Source organism: Serratia sp. BIGb0163 (genome assembly GCF_024809935.1).
GTDB lineage: Bacteria > Pseudomonadota > Gammaproteobacteria > Enterobacterales > Enterobacteriaceae > Serratia > Serratia quinivorans.
Genome location: NZ_JANUDZ010000002.1, coordinates 230,384 through 251,695 on the forward strand (window position 1 = coordinate 230,384; position 21,312 = coordinate 251,695).

The 21,312-nt window shown below is 54.9% G+C and carries 18 protein-coding genes and 1 other annotated feature; of the genes, 13 read left to right on the plus strand and 5 right to left on the minus strand.

Going from position 1 to position 21,312, the window contains the following annotated elements:
• Positions 1 to 48: 48 nt before the first annotated feature.
• Entirely contained in the window at positions 49 to 765 is a 717-nt protein-coding gene (gene arcA / locus M2406_RS12045; protein ID WP_004949989.1) for a two-component system response regulator ArcA, read from the minus strand.
• Positions 766 to 1,398: 633 nt separating this feature from the next.
• Here arcA and M2406_RS12050 point away from each other — a divergent pair.
• The 5 genes from M2406_RS12050 to thrC all read left to right on the plus strand — a co-directional run bounded on the left by M2406_RS12050 (position 1,399) and on the right by thrC (position 7,133).
• Positions 1,399 to 2,085, plus strand: coding sequence for a tRNA/rRNA methyltransferase (locus tag M2406_RS12050; RefSeq protein WP_012005134.1), 687 nt, complete (start codon positions 1,399 to 1,401; stop codon positions 2,083 to 2,085).
• 212 nt (positions 2,086 to 2,297) lie between these two features.
• Positions 2,298 to 2,366, plus strand: a complete 69-nt coding sequence (gene thrL, locus M2406_RS12055) for a thr operon leader peptide (protein WP_071998276.1) — start codon at positions 2,298 to 2,300, stop codon at positions 2,364 to 2,366.
• Positions 2,305 to 2,423, plus strand: a sequence feature (Thr leader region). Its footprint overlaps the gene before it by 62 nt.
• 26 nt (positions 2,424 to 2,449) lie before the next feature.
• Positions 2,450 to 4,909: a bifunctional aspartate kinase/homoserine dehydrogenase I gene (thrA, locus tag M2406_RS12060; RefSeq protein ID WP_259190176.1), complete on the plus strand. Its 2,460-nt coding sequence runs from the start codon at positions 2,450 to 2,452 to the stop codon at positions 4,907 to 4,909.
• Between the two features lies 1 nt (position 4,910).
• Positions 4,911 to 5,840 (plus strand): homoserine kinase, encoded by a 930-nt coding sequence (gene thrB / locus M2406_RS12065; RefSeq protein WP_012005136.1) that lies wholly within the window; start codon positions 4,911 to 4,913, stop codon positions 5,838 to 5,840.
• Positions 5,841 to 5,843: 3 nt separating this feature from the next.
• Positions 5,844 to 7,133 (plus strand): threonine synthase, encoded by a 1,290-nt coding sequence (gene thrC / locus M2406_RS12070; protein WP_012005137.1) that lies wholly within the window; start codon positions 5,844 to 5,846, stop codon positions 7,131 to 7,133.
• A gap of 63 nt (positions 7,134 to 7,196) precedes the next feature.
• On the opposite strand, the gene yaaA is transcribed toward thrC, so the two are convergent.
• Positions 7,197 to 7,970: a peroxide stress protein YaaA gene (gene yaaA, locus M2406_RS12075; RefSeq protein WP_017891555.1), complete on the minus strand. Its 774-nt coding sequence runs from the start codon at positions 7,968 to 7,970 to the stop codon at positions 7,197 to 7,199.
• A 104-nt stretch (positions 7,971 to 8,074) separates the two neighbouring features.
• Positions 8,075 to 9,499, minus strand: coding sequence for a sodium:alanine symporter family protein (locus tag M2406_RS12080; protein ID WP_012005139.1), 1,425 nt, complete (start codon positions 9,497 to 9,499; stop codon positions 8,075 to 8,077).
• A gap of 381 nt (positions 9,500 to 9,880) precedes the next feature.
• Between M2406_RS12080 and tal the strand changes: the two genes are divergently transcribed.
• The 3 genes from tal to M2406_RS12095 all read left to right on the plus strand — a co-directional run bounded on the left by tal (position 9,881) and on the right by M2406_RS12095 (position 13,004).
• Positions 9,881 to 10,834, plus strand: coding sequence for a transaldolase (gene tal / locus M2406_RS12085; RefSeq protein ID WP_012005140.1), 954 nt, complete (start codon positions 9,881 to 9,883; stop codon positions 10,832 to 10,834).
• A gap of 150 nt (positions 10,835 to 10,984) precedes the next feature.
• A complete protein-coding gene (gene mog, locus M2406_RS12090) occupies positions 10,985 to 11,572 on the plus strand; it encodes a molybdopterin adenylyltransferase (protein WP_017891557.1) in 588 nt (195 codons plus the stop codon).
• Positions 11,573 to 11,696: 124 nt separating this feature from the next.
• The gene (locus M2406_RS12095; protein ID WP_259190178.1) at positions 11,697 to 13,004 is read left to right on the plus strand and encodes an MFS transporter; all 1,308 of its coding nucleotides are present in this window, start codon (positions 11,697 to 11,699) and stop codon (positions 13,002 to 13,004) included.
• A gap of 52 nt (positions 13,005 to 13,056) precedes the next feature.
• On the opposite strand, the gene satP is transcribed toward M2406_RS12095, so the two are convergent.
• On the minus strand, positions 13,057 to 13,656 hold the full coding sequence (satP, locus tag M2406_RS12100; RefSeq protein ID WP_012005143.1) for an acetate uptake transporter: 600 nt from the start codon (positions 13,654 to 13,656) through the stop codon (positions 13,057 to 13,059).
• Positions 13,657 to 13,980: 324 nt separating this feature from the next.
• On the opposite strand from satP, the gene dnaK reads away from it, so the two are divergent.
• From dnaK to nhaR, 4 genes are all read left to right on the plus strand, one after another.
• On the plus strand, positions 13,981 to 15,894 hold the full coding sequence (dnaK, locus tag M2406_RS12105) for a molecular chaperone DnaK (protein ID WP_259190179.1): 1,914 nt from the start codon (positions 13,981 to 13,983) through the stop codon (positions 15,892 to 15,894).
• Between the two features lie 106 nt (positions 15,895 to 16,000).
• Positions 16,001 to 17,125 carry a molecular chaperone DnaJ gene (gene dnaJ / locus M2406_RS12110; protein WP_259190180.1) on the plus strand — a complete coding sequence of 375 codons (1,125 nt, stop codon included), beginning with the start codon at positions 16,001 to 16,003 and terminating at the stop codon, positions 17,123 to 17,125.
• A gap of 236 nt (positions 17,126 to 17,361) precedes the next feature.
• Complete coding sequence (gene nhaA, locus M2406_RS12115; RefSeq protein ID WP_041418458.1) at positions 17,362 to 18,528, plus strand: Na+/H+ antiporter NhaA; 1,167 nt, start codon at positions 17,362 to 17,364, stop codon at positions 18,526 to 18,528.
• Between the two features lie 199 nt (positions 18,529 to 18,727).
• Positions 18,728 to 19,627, plus strand: a complete 900-nt coding sequence (gene nhaR / locus M2406_RS12120; protein ID WP_004950031.1) for a transcriptional activator NhaR — start codon at positions 18,728 to 18,730, stop codon at positions 19,625 to 19,627.
• A gap of 69 nt (positions 19,628 to 19,696) precedes the next feature.
• On the opposite strand, the gene rpsT is transcribed toward nhaR, so the two are convergent.
• Entirely contained in the window at positions 19,697 to 19,957 is a 261-nt protein-coding gene (gene rpsT, locus M2406_RS12125; RefSeq protein ID WP_012005147.1) for a 30S ribosomal protein S20, read from the minus strand.
• 390 nt (positions 19,958 to 20,347) lie between these two features.
• Here rpsT and ribF point away from each other — a divergent pair, with 390 nt between their 5' ends.
• Positions 20,348 to 21,286, plus strand: coding sequence for a bifunctional riboflavin kinase/FAD synthetase (gene ribF / locus M2406_RS12130; RefSeq protein ID WP_012005148.1), 939 nt, complete (start codon positions 20,348 to 20,350; stop codon positions 21,284 to 21,286).
• The last annotated feature ends 26 nt before the right edge of the window (positions 21,287 to 21,312 follow it).

Sequence of the window (21,312 nt, forward strand, 5' to 3'; positions counted from 1 at the left end):
GATTTGGGGTTCTGCGGAACCCCAAATATTTTAACGCGGGAGGAGGGCTTACTCTTCCAGATCGCCGCAGAAACGGTAACCTTCACCGTGAATAGTAGCGATGATTTCCGGCGTGTCCGGCGTTGATTCGAAGTGCTTGCGGATGCGACGGATGGTCACGTCCACGGTGCGGTCATGCGGCTTCAGCTCACGGCCGGTCATCTTCTTGAGCAGTTCGCCACGGGATTGGATCTTGCCCGGGTTTTCGCAGAAGTGCAGCATGGCGCGGAATTCACTGCGTGGCAGTTTGTATTGCTCGCCAGCGGGGCTGATCAGTGAGCGGCTGTTGATGTCCAGCTCCCAACCGTTGAACTTATAGCTTTCAACCAGGCGACGTTCTTCGCCGACGCTGCCCAAGTTCATGGTGCGTGACAGCAGGTTACGCGCGCGAATGGTCAATTCACGCGGATTAAATGGCTTGGTGATGTAATCATCGGCGCCGATTTCCAGGCCGAGGATCTTGTCAACTTCGTTATCACGGCCGGTCAGGAACATCAGCGCAACGCTGGCCTGTTCGCGCAATTCACGCGCCAGCAGCAGGCCATTTTTGCCTGGCAGATTGATGTCCATGATAACCAGATTGATATCATTTTCAGACAGGATGTTGTGCATCTCTGCACCATCATTGGCTTCATGAACAACGTAGCCTTCCGCCTCGAAAATGCTCTTCAGGGTGTTACGAGTGACTAACTCGTCTTCGACAATCAGAATGTGCGGGGTCTGCATATATGCTACCTAAAATTGCCAACAAAATAGAAAATAGGAAGTACAGAAGTCTTTGTTTTCATAGCGGAGGGCAGAGATTAGCGCTCACGTTCCCTTCTACCAAACGACTAAAGTACGTAAACTCGTTCTTGATGCACTTTCCATCCCATGTCAACAAGATCGCTAGCTTGGTTGGGGCGCTATTCCTTACATCCCCAAAGGTGCCAAAACGGTGCATATCCTAACCGTATTAACAGCAATATAACAGTGCGCACCGAATTCATCACCCAACAAAACTAAGGTTTGTTGACATATATCAAATTCAATTGTAGCACGTTAACAGTTTTGTGAAAAACACTTACAGAAATGCCAGCTTAAGTCACAGAAGCCTAAATTCTGTGTACGATTCAGCATTGCGGTGCCTAATGAGGTAGAATTATTGACTTATTGATAAAAAGCTTCTTTTAACACTTTGATTAATAAGCACAGTAAAACATAAGTAGCAATAATATGTATTACGAGCAATTTATCGGGGCAATAACCTATTTAGCCCTGTCTACCCTCAATTTCGGGATTATTGTTGCGTAGATGTAAATATAATCAGACTATCCCAAACAGTCAAAAATACGCGATCTGTCGTTTAGTGGAGTATTGATGCAGCTTCATATTGTTTTAGTGGCTCCGGCGCGGCCGGAAAACGTCGGCGCTGCGGCGCGGGCAATGAAAACCATGGGTTTCACTTCGTTGCGCATTGTCGACAGCGAAGCGCACCTGCAACCGGCGGCTCGTTGGGTGGCTCATGGGGCGGGAGATATCCTCGACGGCGTGCAGACTTTCGCCACTCTCGAGCAGGCGCTGGCGGACGTGGATTTCACCGTTGCTACCACTGCCCGCAGCCGCGCGCGTTTCCATTATTACTGTACGCCGCAGCAACTGTTGGGTCAGTTGAGTGAGCGCAGTCAGTGGGTGGGGCAGGCAGCGTTGGTGTTTGGCCGTGAAGATTCCGGCCTGACCAATGAAGAGCTGGAGTTGGCCGATTTGCTGACCGGTGTGCCGATGCAGGCAGATTACCCTTCGTTGAATCTCGGCCAGGCGGTGATGGTGTATTGCTATCAATTGTCGGAACTGATGAAGGTTAGCGCACCGCAGGAACCAGTGGCTAATGAGGGCCAGCTTAAAGCACTGCGTCAGCGTGCCGATGGTTTGCTGGGGGCATTGGGGGTGGGTGACGATCAAAAATTGCGCGATTGGCTGCACCAGCGGCTCGGTACTTTGCAGCAGCGCGATACGGCAATGTTGCATACTTTGCTGCATGACATCGAAAAAAAACTGACAAAGTGATACCCGTAAACATGGCTAATTAGGCAGTGTGATCCACTGCAAAACTGCCGTCTGTCTGTCTTTTTATCCTGCTATTTGGCTTTTCGACTGTCGCATTGCCCAGTTGCTGGGTTGGGCAATAAATAAGCAAAAACAAGAAATAATTTGACTTGGGATAGCGATTGCTTTAACCAATAGAGGGGACAGAGTATTTAATGAGACAGACAGACAAAATGCGAAATATCAGCCTGAACACAACAATTATTACCACCACCGATACCACAGGTAACGGGGCGGGCTGACGCGTACAGGAAACAAAAGAAAAAAGCCCGCACCTAACCAGTGCGGGCTTTTTTTTTCGGCTTAAATTCGGGAGAGACAAGAAATGCGAGTGCTGAAATTTGGCGGAACCTCGGTAGCGAATGCAGAACGTTTTCTGCGCGTCGCCGACATCATGGAAAGTAACGCACGTCAGGGACAGGTGGCCACGGTCTTGTCCGCTCCGGCTAAAATCACCAACCACCTGGTTGCGATGATTGATAAAACGGTAGCGGGGCAGGACATTCTGCCAAATATGAGCGATGCAGAACGCATCTTTGCCGACCTGCTGAGCGGTCTGGCACAGGCGTTGCCCGGCTTTGAATACGATCGTCTCAAGACGCTGGTCGACCAGGAGCTTTCCCAACTTAAACAGGTACTGCATGGCGTTGCGCTGCTGGGGCAATGCCCGGATAGCGTGAATGCGGCTATCATCTGCCGCGGTGAGAAGCTCTCTATCGCCATCATGGAAGGGGTGTTTCGCGCCAAAGGCTTCCCGGTTACGGTGATAAACCCGGTGGAGAAACTGCTGGCGCAGGGGCATTACCTGGAGTCCACGGTAGACATTGCCGAATCCACACTGCGCATCGCCGCCGCAGCAATCCCGGCGGATCACATCGTGCTGATGGCCGGTTTCACCGCCGGTAACGATAAAGGGGAACTGGTGGTGCTGGGCCGTAACGGCTCCGACTACTCTGCTGCGGTACTGGCTGCCTGCCTGCGCGCCGACTGCTGTGAGATCTGGACCGACGTCGACGGCGTTTATACCTGCGATCCTCGTACCGTGCCAGACGCCAGGTTGCTGAAATCGATGTCGTATCAGGAAGCTATGGAGCTTTCCTACTTCGGCGCCAGCGTGCTTCACCCCCGTACTATCGCTCCCATTGCCCAGTTCCAAATCCCTTGCCTGATCAAAAATACCGCCAACCCGCAGGCCCCAGGCACGCTGATTGGCGGCGAAAATCTGGATACCGATACCCCGGTGAAGGGCATCACCAATCTCAATAACATGGCGATGATCAACGTCTCCGGGCCAGGGATGAAGGGCATGGTCGGCATGGCGGCACGCGTGTTTGCCGTGATGTCCCGTGCCGGAATCTCAGTGGTGTTGATCACCCAGTCCTCTTCCGAATACAGCATCAGCTTCTGCGTACCGCAGAGTGAGCTGCAGCGTGCCCGTCGCGCACTGGAAGACGAATTCTATCTTGAATTGAAAGATGGCCTGCTGGAGCCGCTGGACGTGATGGAGCAGTTGGCGATTATCTCGGTCGTCGGCGATGGCATGCGCACCCTGCGCGGTATTTCGGCCAGCTTCTTCTCCGCCCTGGCGCGCGCCAACATCAATATTGTCGCTATTGCCCAGGGGTCCTCCGAACGTTCCATCTCGGTGGTGGTCAGCAACGACTCGGCGACTACCGGGGTTCGCGTCTGTCACCAGATGCTGTTTAACACCGATCAGGTGATTGAAGTGTTTGTTATCGGCGTTGGCGGCGTCGGCGGTGCGTTGATCGAACAGATCTACCGTCAACAGCCGTGGCTGAAGCAAAAGCATATCGACCTGCGGGTGTGCGGCATTGCCAATTCACGCGCCATGTTGACCAACATACACGGCATCGCGCTGGATAGCTGGCGTGATGAACTGGCCGGTGCGCAGGAGCCATTCAACCTTGGCCGTCTGATCCGCCTGGTGAAGGAGTACCACCTGCTGAATCCGGTGATTGTCGATTGCACCTCCAGCCAGGCGGTGGCCGATCAATACGCCGATTTCCTGGCCGATGGTTTCCACGTGGTGACGCCGAACAAAAAGGCCAACACTTCGTCGATGAACTATTACCAACAACTGCGCACCGCCGCTGCCGGTTCACGTCGCAAGTTCCTGTACGATACCAACGTCGGTGCGGGGTTGCCGGTGATCGAAAACCTGCAAAACCTGCTGAACGCCGGTGATGAGCTGACACGCTTCTCTGGCATTCTGTCCGGTTCGCTGTCGTTTATTTTCGGTAAGCTCGATGAGGGCATGTCGCTGTCGGCCGCGACCCTGGAGGCCAAAGCCAAGGGCTATACCGAGCCGGATCCGCGTGACGATCTTTCCGGTATGGATGTGGCGCGCAAGCTGCTGATCCTGGCGCGTGAGGCGGGTTACAAACTGGAGTTGGCCGATATCGAAGTTGAGTCGGTGCTGCCACCTTCCTTTGACGCTTCCGGCGACGTGGAAACCTTTATGGCGCGCCTGCCGGAGCTGGATAAAGAGTACGCCCGCAACGTGGCCAATGCCACCGAGCAGGGTAAGGTGCTGCGCTATGTCGGGGCGATCGAAAATGGCCGCTGTCAGGTGCGTATAGATGCGGTAGACGGTAACGATCCGTTGTATAAAGTGAAGAACGGCGAGAACGCCCTGGCTTTCTACAGCCGCTACTATCAGCCATTGCCACTGGTGCTGCGCGGCTACGGTGCCGGTAACGATGTGACCGCCGCAGGGGTATTTGCCGACCTGTTGCGCACACTGTCATGGAAGTTGGGAGTTTAATATGGTTAAGGTGTATGCGCCGGCCTCAATTGGTAACGTCAGCGTCGGTTTCGACGTTCTGGGTGCAGCGGTGTCGCCGATTGACGGTACCTTGCTGGGCGACTGCGTCAGTGTAGAGGCCGCCGAAACGTTCAGTTTGCAAAATGCCGGTCGCTTCGTCAGCAAGCTGCCGGACGATCCGAAAGAGAACATCGTTTACCAATGTTGGGAGCGCTTCTGCCAGGAAATCGGTCAGCAGATCCCGGTGGCGATGCGACTCGAGAAAAATATGCCGATCGGTTCAGGTCTGGGATCCAGTGCCTGCTCGGTGGTCGCCGGGTTGATGGCGATGAACGAGTTCTGCAACCGCCCGCTGGATAAAATGACGCTGCTGGGCCTGATGGGCGAGTTGGAAGGCCGCATCTCCGGTAGCGTGCATTACGATAACGTAGCGCCTTGCTACCTCGGCGGCCTGCAGTTGATGTTGGAAGAAGAAGGCTTCATCAGCCAGGAAGTGCCATGCTTTAAAGACTGGCTGTGGGTGATGGCCTATCCGGGCATCAAGGTATCCACCGCCGAAGCGCGTGCGATCCTGCCCGCGCAGTATCGTCGTCAGGACTGTATCAGCCACGGTCGCTATCTGGCGGGCTTTATCCATGCCTGCCATACCCAACAACCGCGCCTGGCCGCCAAACTGATGCAGGACGTGATTGCCGAGCCGTACCGCACCCGCCTGTTGCCGGGTTTTGCCGACGCACGCAAAGCCGCTCAGGATATCGGTGCCTTGGCTTGCGGTATTTCCGGTTCCGGCCCGACGCTGTTCGCCGTTTGTGATGACGGCGCAACGGCGCAACGCATGGCCGACTGGCTGACTAATCACTATCTGCAAAACGACGAAGGTTTTGTTCATATTTGCCGCCTGGATACCGCAGGCGCACGACTACTGGGATAACGCATGAAACTGTACAACCTTAAGGATCATAACGAGCAGGTCAGCTTCACACAGGCGATCAAACAGGGCCTGGGCAAACAGCAAGGGCTGTTTTTCCCGCTGGATCTGCCGGAGTTTGAACTGACCGAAATCGACCATCTGCTGGAACAGGATTTTGTCACGCGCAGCAGCCGTATCCTGTCGGCATTTATTGGCGATGAAGTTTCTGAAGAAGCATTGCATAAGCGTGTGGCGGCGGCCTTTGAGTTTCCGGCACCGGTAGCGCAAGTTGAAGATGATATCGCCTGCCTGGAGTTGTTCCACGGCCCAACGCTGGCGTTTAAAGACTTCGGCGGCCGCTTTATGGCGCAAATGCTGGCGGAAGTGGCGGGCGATCAGCCGGTCACTATCCTGACCGCGACCTCCGGTGATACCGGCGCGGCGGTGGCCCATGCTTTCTACGGCCTGAAGAATGTGCGTGTGGTGATCCTGTATCCACAGGGCAAAATCAGCCCGCTGCAGGAAAAACTGTTCTGCACCCTGGGTGGCAACATCCATACCGTGGCGATTGACGGCGATTTTGACGCCTGCCAGGCATTGGTGAAGCAGGCATTTGACGATCAGGAATTGAAAGAAGCCCTGCACCTGAACTCGGCCAACTCGATTAACATCAGCCGCCTGCTGGCGCAGATTTGTTATTACTTCGAAGCGGTTGCGCAATTGCCACAGGAAGCACGCAACCAGTTGGTGATTTCAGTACCCAGCGGCAACTTCGGCGATCTGACCGCCGGGCTGCTGGCCAAGTCACTGGGCCTGCCGGTGAAGCGTTTTATCGCCGCGACCAATGCCAACGACACCGTGCCGCGCTTCCTGACTAACGGTCAGTGGCAGCCTCATGCCACGGTGGCTACGCTGTCTAATGCGATGGATGTCAGCCAGCCGAACAACTGGCCACGGGTTGAAGAGCTGTTCCGCCGTAAGATTTGGCAGTTGAAAGAGCTGGGCCATGCCACGGTCAGTGACGAAACCACCAAAGATACTATGCGTGAACTGGCGAAGTTGGGTTATCTCTCCGAGCCGCACGCGGCGATTGCTTACCGCGCGTTGCGTGACCAGTTGCAGGAAGGGGAGTTTGGTCTGTTCCTCGGCACCGCGCATCCGGCCAAATTCAAAGAGAGCGTCGAGGACATTCTCGGCCAGGAATTGCCACTGCCGAAGGCGCTGGCACTGCGTGCTGATTTGCCGCTGCTGTCTCACAACCTGCCCGCCGGCTTTGGCGAACTACGCAAGTTCCTGATGGCCTTGCCAGCCTGAATTTTATCGGCCCGATAAAAGCGAAAAGCCGTCATTGTGACGGCTTTTTTATGGGCGGGAGTTTCACTGCTCTGGGCGTTTGAACACCAGCTCGTTGCCTTGGGAATTGGCTTCGTCAAATGCGTAGCCTTCCAGATTGAAATCAAGCAGTTGTTCGCGCTGCGTCAGACGATTTTTGATGATAAAGCGGCTCATCAGTCCGCGCGCCTTCTTGGCGTAGAAGCTGATCACTTTGTATTTGCCGTTTTTCTCGTCGAGGAACACCGGTTTAATCAGCTCGCCGTGCAGTTTAGCCGGTTTCACCGATTTGAAGTATTCGTCGGAAGCCAGGTTGACCACCACATCGTCACCTTGTTGCTCCAGCGCTTCATTAAGTTTTTTGGTGATTTGCTCGCCCCAGAAACTGTACAAATCCTTGCCCTTGGCATTGTCCAGTTTGATGCCCATCTCCAGACGGTAAGGCATCATCAGATCAAGCGGGCGCAGCACGCCGTACAGCCCGGACAGCATACGCAGATGCTGTTGGGCGAAATCAAAGTCATCTTCGCTGAAGTCCTGCGCGTGCAGGCCGGTATAAACGTCGCCTTTAAACGCCAGCAGGGCCTGGCGGGCATTGTCCGGGGTGAATTTCGGTTGCCAGTCGCCAAACCGAGCGGCGTTCAGGCCGGCCAGTTTATCGCTGATGCCCATCAGCTTGGAGATTTGTACCGGCGTCAGATCGCGGCAGATTTTGATCAACTGCTTCGATTTATCCAGCAGTTCCGGCTGGGTGAAGCGTTCGGTTGCCAGTGGGCTTTCGTAATCAAGAGTTTTTGCAGGTGAAATAATAACGAGCATGGCCAGATCCTGTTTTTCCAAGAACCGCTACTGTAGCAAAAAGCGCGGGAAAAAGGGTCAATGGGTCTGATAGGCAGGGCGCGCGTTTGACGCGCCCGCAAAAATTAATTTTTGTCCCACACGCCCGGTTCAAGCTGAGATTTCAGCTCGGGGAAGCGGTTGGCGTCAAAAGTGGGCAATCTTCCCAGCGTTCGCTGACGGTGGTAATCGTTAGCCAATTTCAACGCAACGCGTGACAGCAGCAGGATCGCCGTCAGGTTGGTGATAGCCATCAACGCCATAGAGGTATCGGCCATTTTCCATACCACCGGCAATTCGGCCAACGCACCAAACATCACCATACCCAGTGCGGCGCAACGGAAAATCAACAGGCCGGCCGGGTGGTTGCGCTCCAGGAACACCAGATTGCTTTCGGCATAGGCGTAGTTGGCGATAATCGAGGTAAAGGCGAAGAAGAAAATGGCGATGGCGACAAAGGGCGAGCCCCAACTGCCGACGGCAGCGGACAGCGCGCGCTGGGTCATGTCGATACCGCTGATGTTGTCCACCGGTTGATCCAATACGCCGGAGGACAGAATGATGGCGGCAGTTGCACTACAAATCACGATAGTGTCGACAAACACCCCAAGCATCTGCACATAGCCCTGCGAGGCCGGATGCGGTGGGTAAGGTGAGGCTGATGCCGCCGCATTGGGCGCAGAACCCATACCGGCTTCGTTGGAGAACAGGCCGCGCTGTACACCCTGAGTCATCGCCTGCGAAATACCGTAGCCGACGGCACCGGCCGCCGCTTCCTGCAGCCCGAAGGCGCTTTTCACCACCAGCGAGAGGATCGCCGGCATATGTTCAATGTTATGGCCAATCACCCACAGGGCCAGCAGTAAATAGGCTGCGGCCATCAGCGGCACCACCAGTTCGGCCACGCGGGCCACGGAACGAATGCCGCCGAAAATCACGATACCGCTCAGGACCACCAGGCCGATACCGACATACAGCGGTTTAACGTGGAAAGCGACGGCGGAAGCCTGGGCGATGGAGTTGGCCTGTACGGCGTTGAACACCAGGCCGAAGGCGATGATCAGGAAGATTGAGAACAGCACGCCCATCCAGCGCATGCCCAGCCCTTTCTCCATATAATAGGCCGGGCCGCCGCGGTAGTTACCTTGGTCGTCTTTGGTTTTGTAGAGCTGTGCCAGACTGCTTTCCACAAAGGAGGTGGCCATGCCGATAAAGGCCACTACCCACATCCAGAAGATGGCACCGGGGCCACCGGCGGTGAGGGCAATGGCCACGCCGGTCAGGTTACCGGTACCGACGCGAGCGGCGAGGGTAGTACACAAGGCCTGAAAGGAGGAGATACCTGCGCTGTCGCTCTTGTTGCTGTTTTTCAGCAGCGAGAACATGTGGCCAAAATGGCGAACCTGGATAAAACGCGTGCGCAGGGTGAAATAAATACCGGTACCGAGCAGCAAATAAATCAGTACCGAACCCCACAAAATATTATTTATAAAATTTATCAGGTCCGTCACGGATCCCTCCTTGTTGAAATTTGTTGCGCACCGCGCCGTATCCACCGCGGGTGAAAATATATTGACTGAGTTTTTACAAGAGCTTAGCTGAAATCAGCCCGGTTCCGAGCAATTGAGACTTTTCTCAGATTTCGAAACCTATTGCATTAATTTTCGCGAATTTAACATAATTTATTCAAGCGATAGCACGTTATTGCCTTTTCATCAGCTCGGGAATGACGAAAGATAGCAGCGTAAACGGTTGCTCGCTCAAGGATAAAACCAGCACCGCCGGGGCGTGATTTTCCAGCCTTGCACCGGGCCTTGCGCATGTTATTATCAGGGCAGGGCATGGTTGAACGATGCCAAAAGTTCATGCACACACGATGAGATAATGCCAACATGACCGATAAATTAACTTCCCTGCGCCAACTGACTACCGTGGTTGCAGATACGGGCGATATCGCGGCTATGAAGCTGTATCAACCGCAAGATGCTACGACCAACCCTTCGCTGATCCTCAATGCAGCCCAAATTCCTGAATACCGCAAACTGATTGACGAAGCCATTGCCTGGGCACGTGAGCAGAGCAGCGATCGCGAACAGCAGATCGCCGATGCCGCTGACAAGCTGGCCGTTAACATTGGTCTGGAAATCCTGAAGCTGGTTCCAGGCCGCATCTCCACCGAAGTGGACGCACGTCTGTCTTACGACACCGTAGCCAGCGTTGCCAAGGCCAAGCGCCTGATCAAACTGTACAACGATGCCGGCATCAGCAACGATCGCATCCTGATCAAACTGGCCTCTACCTGGCAGGGTATCCGCGCTGCGGAACAGCTGGAAAAAGAAGGCATCAACTGTAACCTGACGCTGCTGTTCTCCTTTGCTCAGGCCCGTGCCTGCGCCGAAGCCGGCGTTTACCTGATCTCTCCGTTTGTTGGCCGTATCCTCGACTGGTACAAAGCCAATGGCGACAAGAAAGAGTTCGCGCCAAACGAAGATCCAGGTGTGGTTTCCGTTACCGAGATCTACCAGTATTACAAACAGCACGGTTTCAAAACCGTGGTGATGGGCGCCAGCTTCCGTAACGTTGGCGAAATCATCGAACTGGCCGGTTGTGACCGCCTGACCATCGCCCCTGCACTGCTGAAAGAGCTGGCAGAGAGCGAAGGTACACTGGAGCGTAAACTGGCCTACACCGGCGAAGTGCAAGCGCGTCCTGCCGCTTTGACCGAGCCTGAGTTCTACTGGCAGCACAACCAGGATCCAATGGCAGTTGAGAAACTGACCGACGGTATCCGCAAGTTTGCCGTAGACCAGGGCAAGCTGGAAAAAATGATCGCCGATCTGCTGTAATTCCGGCAATCAGCGCAGAAAAAGGTGGCTTAGGCCGCCTTTTTTTATGCCTGCAGATCCCGCAGGCAGGCAGACACTTTATACTCTCAAGATTGAAAATAGGGCGGGAAGCGAACCCGTCCGAACCCCATCAGGCTGTAGAGGTTACGCATGGACATATTACGTATTGGTTTGGTTTCCGTTTCTGACCGCGCTTCCGGCGGCGTTTACCAGGACAAAGGGATACCGGCGCTGGAGGAATGGCTGACTGGCGCGCTGAGCACTCCGTTTAAGCTGGAGACCCGCCTGATCCCCGATGAGCAGACGTTGATCGAACAAACCCTGTGTGAGCTGGTGGATGAAATGGGCTGCCATCTGGTGCTGACCACCGGTGGTACCGGCCCCGCGCGCCGCGACGTGACGCCTGACGCTACCTTGGCCATTGCCGATCGCGTGATGCCCGGCTTCGGCGAGCAAATGCGTCAAATCAGCCTACACTATGTGCCAACGGCCATTCTTTCACGTCAGGTGGGGGCAATCCGCAAGCAGGCATTGATCATCAACCTGCCGGGGCAACCCAAGTCGATCAAGGAAACGCTGGAAGGGGTTAAGGACGAGCAGGGCAAGGTGGTGGTGCATGGCATCTTCGCCAGCGTGCCGTACTGCATACAGTTGCTTGAGGGGCCCTATGTGGAAACCGAGGCGGCAGTGGTAGCAGCATTTCGTCCGAAGAATGCGCGTCGCGAGATAAACCTCTAAATTTCAGCCTTTTGTGAGATTAGCGCTAGCCGATCTGGTGTGAAAATAATTTGCCGTTATAGTAAGGATTCGTTTACAGAAAGCCGCTGGCTTTTATTTTCACAGTTTCCTCCGACGGTACCCTATGCCTCACGATAATAATCGCCGGTTAAACCGGCAAGACTACAAAACTCTGACGTTAGCTGCCCTGGGCGGTGCGCTGGAGTTCTATGATTTCATCATTTTTGTCTTCTTTGCGGCGGTGATGGGCGAGCTGTTTTTCCCGGCGGATATGCCGGAATGGCTACGTCAGGTGCAAACCTTCGGCATTTTTGCCGCCGGTTATCTGGCCCGCCCGCTGGGCGGCATCGTGATGGCGCACTTCGGCGATCTGGTCGGCCGCAAAAAAATGTTCAGCCTGAGTATTTTGCTGATGGCGCTGCCGACATTGGCGATGGGTCTGTTACCGACCTATGCCAGCATCGGCATTGCCGCACCGCTATTGCTGCTGCTGATGCGTGTGCTGCAAGGGGCGGCGATCGGCGGCGAGGTGCCGGGGGCCTGGGTGTTTGTGGCTGAACACGTGCCGCGTCGGCGCATCGGTTTTGCCTGCGGCACGCTGACTGCCGGCCTGACCGTCGGCATCCTGCTGGGCTCGCTGGTGGCGACGGTAATCAACACCACGCTCAGTCAACAGACCATTATTGACGGTGGCTGGCGTATCCCGTTCCTGCTGGGCGGCATTTTCGGCCTGGTGGCGATGTACCTGCGCCGCTGGCTGCAGGAAACGCCGATCTTCATCGAGATGCAGGCGCGTAAGGCCCTGGCAGAAGAGCTGCCGTTGAAATCGGTGGTGCTCAATCATCGCAAGGAAGTGGTGGTGTCGATGCTGCTGACCTGGCTATTGTCCGCCGGTATTGTGGTGGTGATCCTGATGACCCCGACCTACCTGCAAAAACAGTTTGGTATCGCCCCGGCGTTATCGCTGCAGGCCAATAGCATCGCCACCATCATGCTGATCGCCGGTTGCATCATCGCCGGCTTGTCGGCGGATCGCTTTGGCGCCAGCAAAACCTTTATCGTCGGCAGCCTGCTGCTGGCCGGTTGCAGTTGGCTATTTTATCGGACGGTGGGCGAACACCCGGAAATGTTGTTTGCCTGCTACGCGCTGGTGGGTTTCAGCGTAGGCGTAGTGGGCGCGGTCCCCTACGTGATGGTGCGGGCTTTTCCGGCGGAAGTGCGATTTACCGGGATTTCGTTCTCATATAATGTCGCATACGCCATTTTTGGCGGTTTAACCCCAATATTTGTGACGTTGATCATGAAGTTAACCCCGTTAGCGCCCGCTTACTATGTACTGGCGCTGTCGGGCATCGGACTGTTGCTGGGGATCTACCTGTATCGCGATCTAAACAGCGAAACCAAGGCACAGCGCGCCGGTTCCTACAGCTGAAAAAAAAGCCCTGCAATCAACCGCAGGGCTTCTGGTTTCAGGCCAGTGGCGTTTATGCCACTGCCCGAATTGGTTCTACATTGTCGACTGTTGGCTCGCCAATCGGCAGCACCGTGCGGCCAAACTGCTCGTTGAGCACTTCCGCCATGGCCAGGTAAATGGCGCTGGCACCGCAGATAATGCCTTCGTAGCCGGCAAAGTTCAGCAGCGCAGGGTTGCCGGTGATGTTACCGATGGCCAGCAGAGCGAACAGCAGCGTCAGGCTGCCGAACACGAACTGCAGCACGCGGTTGGCGCGTAGAGTGCCGAAAAACATGAACAGCGTGAAGACGCCCCACAGTGCCAGGTAAATCCCCAGCACGCCGGCATCGGTCGGTTCCGCCAGACCCAGACGCGGCAGCAACAGCAACCCGACCAGGCTCAGCCAGAAGCTGCCGTAAGAGATAAAGGCCGTCATCCCGAAGGTGTTGCCTTTCTTGTATTCCAGCAGGCCGGCCATAATCTGGGCCAGTCCACCGAAGAAAATCCCCATGCTGATAATGGCGGAGTTCAATGGGAAAAAGCCCGCGTTGTGCAGGTTCAGCAAGACGGTGGTCATCCCGAAGCCCATCAGGCCGAGAGGGCCGGGATTCGCCAACTTGTTGGTGTGCATAAGTCCTCTGCAATAACAGAAAATTAACGGAAACAGTGAAGTAAATTCATATATGGTCTGAATGGCCGAAAAGTTGATAACTTCCATCAGAGCGCGCGGCATCATAATGATCCCCAGAACAGGAAACAATGATCTGAGTGACGATAAAAAAGAATTTTTTTTTGTCCTGCCCCTTGATGCTCGGTTGTATGACCCCATCTTATTTGCAACCGCAGTTGCTGACCGCGGCTAAGACTGAAATGTTGGGCAGTTGAAAAACAAAAAATTGCCCACATATAGGTTAGCAACCTGACCGAATATGAATTTATTAGTGGAGACGTTTAGATGGGCAAAATTATTGGTATCGACCTGGGTACTACCAACTCTTGTGTAGCAATTATGGATGGTGGTAAAGCGCGCGTGCTGGAAAACAGCGAAGGCGACCGTACTACACCTTCGATCATCGCATATACCCAGGATGGTGAAATTCTGGTTGGCCAACCTGCTAAGCGTCAGGCTGTTACCAACCCACAAAATACCCTGTTTGCGATTAAGCGCCTGATTGGCCGTCGCTTCCAGGATGAAGAAGCGCAGCGTGATAAAGACATCATGCCGTACAAAATTGTGGCTGCTGATAACGGCGACGCATGGGTTGAAGTGAAAGGCCAGCGTGTAGCACCTCCGCAGATCTCTGCTGAAGTGTTGAAGAAAATGAAGAAAACGGCTGAAGATTACCTGGGTGAACCAGTAACTGAAGCGGTTATCACCGTACCTGCATACTTCAACGATGCACAGCGTCAGGCGACCAAAGACGCCGGCCGTATCGCAGGTCTGGAAGTAAAACGTATCATCAACGAACCGACCGCTGCGGCCCTGGCTTACGGCCTGGACAAAGAAGTCGGCAACCGTACCATCGCGGTTTATGACCTGGGTGGCGGTACTTTCGATATCTCTATTATCGAAATCGACGAAGTTGACGGCGAAAAAACCTTCGAAGTTCTGGCAACCAACGGTGATACCCACCTGGGTGGTGAAGACTTCGACAGCCGCCTGATCAACTACCTGGTGGAAGAGTTCAAGAAAGAACAAGGTTTCGATCTGCGCAACGATCCGTTGGCGATGCAGCGTCTGAAAGAAGCCGCTGAGAAAGCGAAGATTGAACTGTCTTCTGCTCAGCAGACCGACGTTAACCTGCCGTACATCACTGCAGATGCGAGCGGTCCTAAACACATGAACATCAAAGTGACCCGTGCAAAACTCGAGTCGCTGGTTGAAGATCTGGTTGCGCGTTCTATCGAGCCGCTGAAAGTAGCTCTGAAAGACGCAGGCCTGTCAGTTTCCGACATTCAGGACGTGATCCTGGTCGGTGGCCAGACCCGTATGCCAATGGTTCAGAAGAAAGTTGCTGACTTCTTCGGTAAAGAACCGCGTAAAGACGTTAACCCGGACGAAGCCGTTGCGGTGGGTGCTGCGGTACAGGGCGGCGTGTTGGCCGGTGATGTGAAGGACGTTCTGCTGCTGGACGTTACCCCGCTGTCGCTGGGTATCGAAACCATGGGCAGCGTGATGACTCCGCTGATCACCAAAAACACCACTATCCCGACCAAGCACAGCCAGGTGTTCTCTACCGCTGAAGACAACCAGTCTGCGGTAACCATCCATGTGCTGCAGGGTGAGCGTAAACGCGCTAACGATAACAAGTCACTGGGCCAGTTCAACCTGGACGGCATCCAGGCTGCTGCACGCGGTATGGCGCAGATCGAAGTGACCTTCGACATCGACGCCGACGGTATTCTGCACGTGTCTGCCAAAGACAAGAATACTGGCCGCGAGCAGAAAATCACCATCAAGGCTTCTTCCGGTCTGAACGAAGAAGAAATCCAGAAAATGGTGCGTGATGCCGAAGTGAACGCCGAAGCGGACCGTAAGTTCGAAGAGCTGGTGCAGACCCGTAACCAGGCCGACCACCTGATCCACGGCACTCGTAAGCAGTTGGAAGAAGCGGGCGATAAACTGCCGGCGGAAGACAAAACGGCTATCGAAGTGGCGCTGAAAGATCTGGAAGCAGCGGTTAAAGGCGAAGATAAAGCCGAGATCGAAGCGAAGACCCAGGCTCTGGTGCAGGTTTCCGGCAAGCTGCTGGAAATGGCTCAGGCGCAGCAGGCTCAGCAAGGTGCTGATGCCGGTGCTGACAACGCGGCTCAGAAAGACGACGACGTGGTTGACGCTGAGTTCGAAGAAGTTAAAGACAAAAAATAATCGCCCTTAAGCGGGCACGGAACGGCCGAGAGGCCGTTACCGCAAACCAGCACGGGCGTCGAGGCAACTCTACGCCCGTGCACGCATGTTAAGGGTTACAGAAATAATGGCGAAGAAAGACTATTACGAGATTCTCGGCGTCTCCAAGACGGCGGAAGAGCGTGAGATCAAAAAGGCGTATAAACGTCTGGCGATGAAATTCCATCCTGACCGCAACCAGGAGCAAGACGCCGAAGCCAGGTTTAAAGAGATCAAGGAAGCCTACGAAATCCTGACTGACGCTCAAAAACGTGCGGCCTACGATCAATACGGCCATGCGGCCTTTGAACAAGGCGGTATGGGCGGCGGCGGGTTTGGCGGCGGTGCTGAATTCAGCGATATCTTTGGCGACGTATTTGGCGACATCTTCGGTGGTGGCCGCCGTCAGCGCGCCAGCCGCGGTTCCGATCTGCGCTACAACATGGAGCTGTCCCTCGAGGAAGCGGTTCGTGGCGTGACCAAAGAGATCCGCATCCCAACGCTGGAAGAGTGTGGCGTTTGCCACGGCAGCGGCGCGAAGCCGGGCAGCTCGCCGGTGACCTGTCCAACCTGTCACGGGCAGGGCCAGGTGCAGATGCGCCAGGGCTTCTTTACCGTGCAGCAGGCCTGTCCGCACTGTCATGGCCGTGGTCAGATCATCAAAGACCCATGCAATAGCTGCCACGGCCATGGCCGGGTAGAGAAAGCCAAAACGCTGTCGGTGAAAATCCCGGCCGGCGTTGATACCGGTGACCGCATCCGCCTGGCCGGTGAGGGTGAAGCGGGTGAGCACGGCGCGCCGGCAGGCGACCTGTACGTTCAGGTTCAGGTGAAAGCGCACCCTATCTTCGAGCGCGAAGGCAATAACCTGTACTGTGAAGTGCCGATTAACTTCGCGATGGCGGCATTGGGCGGCGAGATTGAAGTCCCGACGCTGGATGGCCGTGTGAAGCTGAAGGTGCCGGCAGAGACTCAGACAGGCAAACTGTTCCGCATGCGCGGCAAGGGTGTCAAATCGGTACGTGGTGGCAGCCAGGGCGACCTGCTGTGCCGTGTGGTGGTAGAAACTCCGGTTAACCTGAACGACAAGCAGAAGCAATTGCTGAAGGAACTGGAAGAAAGCCTGGGTGGCCCTTCCGGTGATAAAAACAGCCCACGTTCGAAGAGCTTCTTCGACGGGGTGAAAAAGTTTTTTGACGACCTGACGCGCTAAGCTACTGTTTCCGTTAGCGTACTGCATAACCCCGGCGTCAAAACCGGGGTTTTTTATTGCTTAACCTCCGCCAATAGCCCTGGTTAAAGTGTGATATAAATCGCTTATAGATCGGTTTTTACGATGTTTTAAGCATTTATAAACGTATTTTATCGAAGTGATTCGGCGTCTATACTCATTCCATTACTTTGTCTGCAGGGCCGTCTGTGCCTTGCGCTGCTCTGGAGAGACGTATTGTGACCAACATCATTCGTCAATTTTTACGTCAGGAAGCCGCGGGCGGCATTATCCTGATCGTAGCCGCGATTATCGCGTTGATCATGGCCAATACCCCAGCCCAGGGGATTTATCACGCCTTCCTCAATTTGCCTGTGATGGTGAAAGTGTCCTCACTGGAGATTGCCAAGCCACTGCTGTTGTGGATTAACGACGGCCTGATGGCGATCTTTTTCCTGGTGGTCGGGCTGGAGGTCAAGCGCGAGCTGATGCAAGGTTCATTGGCCGGGCGTGACAAGGCCGTGTTCCCGGCGATCGCCGCACTGGGCGGCATGCTGGCACCGGCATTGATTTACCTGATGTTCAACGGGGCGGACGAGGTTACTCGTCAGGGATGGGCGATCCCGGCGGCAACCGATATTGCCTTTGCCCTCGGAGTGATGGCGCTATTGGGTAACCGCGTGCCGACCAGCCTGAAGGTGTTCCTGTTGGCGCTGGCGATCATCGATGACCTGGGTGTCATCGTGATTATCGCGCTGTTCTATACCCACGAAGTCTCGATGGCGGCATTGGGCGTGGCAGCAGCCTCTATTGCAGTGCTGGCGTTTATGAACTGGCGCGGGGTGGGCAAAACCTCGCTTTATATGATTGTCGGCCTGGTACTGTGGGTGGCTATCCTCAAGTCCGGGGTACATGCGACGCTGGCCGGGGTTATTATCGGCTTTATGATCCCGCTGAACGTGAAGAAAGGGCCGTCGCCGTCAGAGACGCTGGAGCATGAACTGCATCCGTGGGTGGCATTCCTGATACTGCCGCTGTTTGCCTTTGCCAACGCCGGGGTTTCATTACAAGGCGTGTCACTGAGCGGGCTGACCTCACTGTTGCCGGTGGGCATTGCGGCAGGCCTGTTTATCGGTAAGCCGTTGGGCATCTTCACCTTTAGCCTGTTGGCAGTGAAGCTGGGCATTGCGAGGCTACCTGAAGGAATTGGTTTCAAACAGGTGTTTGCCGTTTCCGTGCTCTGTGGTATTGGTTTCACCATGTCGATATTTATCGCTTCGCTGGCCTTTGGCGATGCGGATGTTGTACTGAGCACCTATTCGCGACTGGGGATCCTGATTGGGTCAACCACGGCGGCGGTGGTCGGGTATGGTCTGTTACGCATGTCGTTACCACGAGTCAGATAACTCTTTTAGGGGATCCCCTGTTCGTGGGGACTCACTACAATACAATAGCTGGTCGGAGCTGCGCAGGATAAAATATGCGCAGCTTCGGCCATTCTGTTTGGGACGAATGCAGCAACAGGTTGTCTGAAACAGGGAAAGGACATTAGTCGCTCGTTACGGCCGCAGTTTTGCCATGACGGAATGTTAAGGAGAGCACCTCGTGAGGATGTCGCATATCAACTTTAATCACCTTTACTACTTCTGGCAGGTCTGCAAGGAAGGTTCGGTGGTCGGCGCCGCCGAAGCCTTGTTTCTGACACCGCAGACCATCACCGGCCAGATCAAAGCGTTGGAGGAGCGTTTGGACGGCAAGCTGTTCAAGCGTCAGGGGCGTGGGCTGGTGCCATCCGAATTGGGGCAACTGGTTTTTCGCTATGCCGACAAGATGTTTATGCTCAGCCAGGAAATGCTGGATATCGTTAATTACCGCAAGGAATCCAACCTGCTGTTTGACGTCGGGGTAGCGGATGCGTTGTCCAAACGTTTGGTGAGCCAGGTGCTGGAGACGGCGGTAGTGGTGGATAATGAGCAAATTCACCTGCGGTGCTTTGAGTCGACGCATGAGATGCTGCTGGAGCAGCTCAGTCAGCATAAGCTCGATATGATCCTTTCAGACTGCCCGGTGGATTCCAGCCAGCAGGAAGGGTTGTTTTCGCTCAAGCTGGGTGAATGCGGTATCAGCTTCTTCTGCCGCCAACCGGCACCGGATCTGCCGTTCCCCGCCTGTCTGGAACAGCGAAAACTGCTGATCCCGGGTCGGCGTTCAATGTTGGGCCGTAAACTGCTGAACTGGTTTAACACCCAGGGCATTCAGGTGGAGATCCTGGGCGAGTTTGATGATGCGGCCCTGATGAAAACTTTTGGCATGTACCACAACGCGATCTTCGTTGCGCCGACGCTGTATGCGCAGGATACCTATAACGATGATGACGTGGTGGAGATTGGACGTATTGATAGCGTGCAGGAAGAGTACTACATCATCTTTGCCGAGCGCATGATCCAGCATCCGGCGGTACAGCGGGTGTGCAACAAGGACTTCTCTGCGTTGTTTGCTTACTAGACCGGGTAATGCAGACGTAAAAAAACCGGCCTGAGCCGGTTTTTTTTCAAGCAGACAACACGATGCTTATTACAAAGCGTTGATGCGCGCCGACAGGTTTGACTTATGGCGTGCAGCTTTGTTTTTGTGGATCAGGCCTTTAGCAGCCTTGCGGTCCACGATTGGTTTCATTACAGCGTAAGCAGCTTGCGCAGCTTCTTTGTCGCCAGTGGCGATAGCAGCTTCTACTTTCTTGATGTAGGTACGCATCATTGAGCGGCCGCTAGCGTTATGCTTACGACGCTTCTCAGACTGTACGGCGCGTTTCTTAGCTGACTTGATATTAGCCAAGGTACAACTCCCAAATATATTCTATTGAGGACAATTCGAAGGCCGAGGAATATGCCCTTTTGGCCTGCGTTTGTCAATGAATTTGTGCAAATAAGCGCCGTTTGTACGGGCGGCACTTGCTACGTTGTGATGGCGCAGGATTTTACCAGCTTCGGTCGTGGGAATACAGTGTTTCGCGAGAAAATTCACCAATGATTTGCCAGGGTCACCGCAACCCCTTGGCCGCAGTCGGTAATCATACGGATGGCGCCGGATAAACTGCGGTCAGGGCGTTTCACCTGCAGATTATCTCCGGTATGGTATGTCTATTACATAAAGGCACCAATCGCGGGTTAACCTTAACCGCTGTACAAGGTATAATCCGGCGATTTCCACTGTTTTGAGCCAGCTATGGAGCTAATTCGCGGCATTCACAATATCCGGGCACGCCACCATGGTTGCGTGCTCACCATCGGCAACTTTGACGGCGTACACCGCGGTCACCAGGCGTTGCTGGAGCAGCTGAAACAAGAGGGGCAACGCCTCGGGCTGCCAGTGATGGTCATGATCTTTGAGCCGCAGCCGCTGGAAATGTTTGCAGCGGACAAGGCACCGGCCCGCCTCACGCGTTTGCGTGACAAGGCCAAATACCTGGCGCAGGCGGGCGTTGACTACCTGTTGTGCGTCAAGTTCGACCCGCGTTTCGCTGCCAATACGGCGCAGGCATTTGTTGCCGAACTGCTGGTGGAGAAACTGGGCGTGAAATTCCTGATGGTCGGGGATGATTTTCGCTTTGGCGCGACCCGCCAGGGCGATTTTCCGCTATTGCAAAAAGCCGGGAAAGAATACGGTTTTGAAGTGATTAGCACGCCGACCTTCCGCGAGGGCGATCAACGCATCAGCAGCACCGCGATCCGCAATGCGCTGCGCGATGACGACCTGGCATTGGCTGAAACGCTGCTGGGCCATCCGTACAGTATTTCTGGTCGGGTGGTACACGGCGATGAACTGGGCCGTACCATCGGCTTTCCCACCGCCAACCTGCCGCTGAAACGCCTGGTTGCCCCGGTGAAGGGAGTCTATGCGGTGGAGGTTTATGGCCTGGGGCCCCAGCCGCTCCCCGGCGTGGCCAATATTGGTACACGCCCAACCGTTGCCGGCGTGCGACAGCAGCTGGAAGTCCACCTGCTGGATGTCACAATGGATCTTTACGGGCGCCATATAGACGTGGTGCTCCGCGCGAAATTGCGCAATGAACAGCGTTTTGCTTCGCTCGATGCGCTGAAGCAGCAAATCGCCAATGATGTGGTGACGGCCCGGAAGTTCTTCGGGCTACAGACACCGGTTTAATCTCTATAGCCGAAAACGGAACCGAG

Coding starts and splice junctions, on each gene's coding strand:
- satP (WP_012005143.1), bottom strand. CDS start 13,656: ATGCACACCAACAAGTTGGCGAATCCCGGCCCTCTCGGCCTGATGGGC.
- ribF (WP_012005148.1), top strand. CDS start 20,348: ATGGAGCTAATTCGCGGCATTCACAATATCCGGGCACGCCACCATGGT.
- tal (WP_012005140.1), top strand. CDS start 9,881: ATGACCGATAAATTAACTTCCCTGCGCCAACTGACTACCGTGGTTGCA.
- dnaK (WP_259190179.1), top strand. CDS start 13,981: ATGGGCAAAATTATTGGTATCGACCTGGGTACTACCAACTCTTGTGTA.
- yaaA (WP_017891555.1), bottom strand. CDS start 7,970: ATGCTCGTTATTATTTCACCTGCAAAAACTCTTGATTACGAAAGCCCA.
- M2406_RS12095 (WP_259190178.1), top strand. CDS start 11,697: ATGCCTCACGATAATAATCGCCGGTTAAACCGGCAAGACTACAAAACT.
- dnaJ (WP_259190180.1), top strand. CDS start 16,001: ATGGCGAAGAAAGACTATTACGAGATTCTCGGCGTCTCCAAGACGGCG.
- arcA (WP_004949989.1), bottom strand. CDS start 765: ATGCAGACCCCGCACATTCTGATTGTCGAAGACGAGTTAGTCACTCGT.
- mog (WP_017891557.1), top strand. CDS start 10,985: ATGGACATATTACGTATTGGTTTGGTTTCCGTTTCTGACCGCGCTTCC.
- thrB (WP_012005136.1), top strand. CDS start 4,911: ATGGTTAAGGTGTATGCGCCGGCCTCAATTGGTAACGTCAGCGTCGGT.
- M2406_RS12050 (WP_012005134.1), top strand. CDS start 1,399: ATGCAGCTTCATATTGTTTTAGTGGCTCCGGCGCGGCCGGAAAACGTC.
- thrA (WP_259190176.1), top strand. CDS start 2,450: ATGCGAGTGCTGAAATTTGGCGGAACCTCGGTAGCGAATGCAGAACGT.
- thrC (WP_012005137.1), top strand. CDS start 5,844: ATGAAACTGTACAACCTTAAGGATCATAACGAGCAGGTCAGCTTCACA.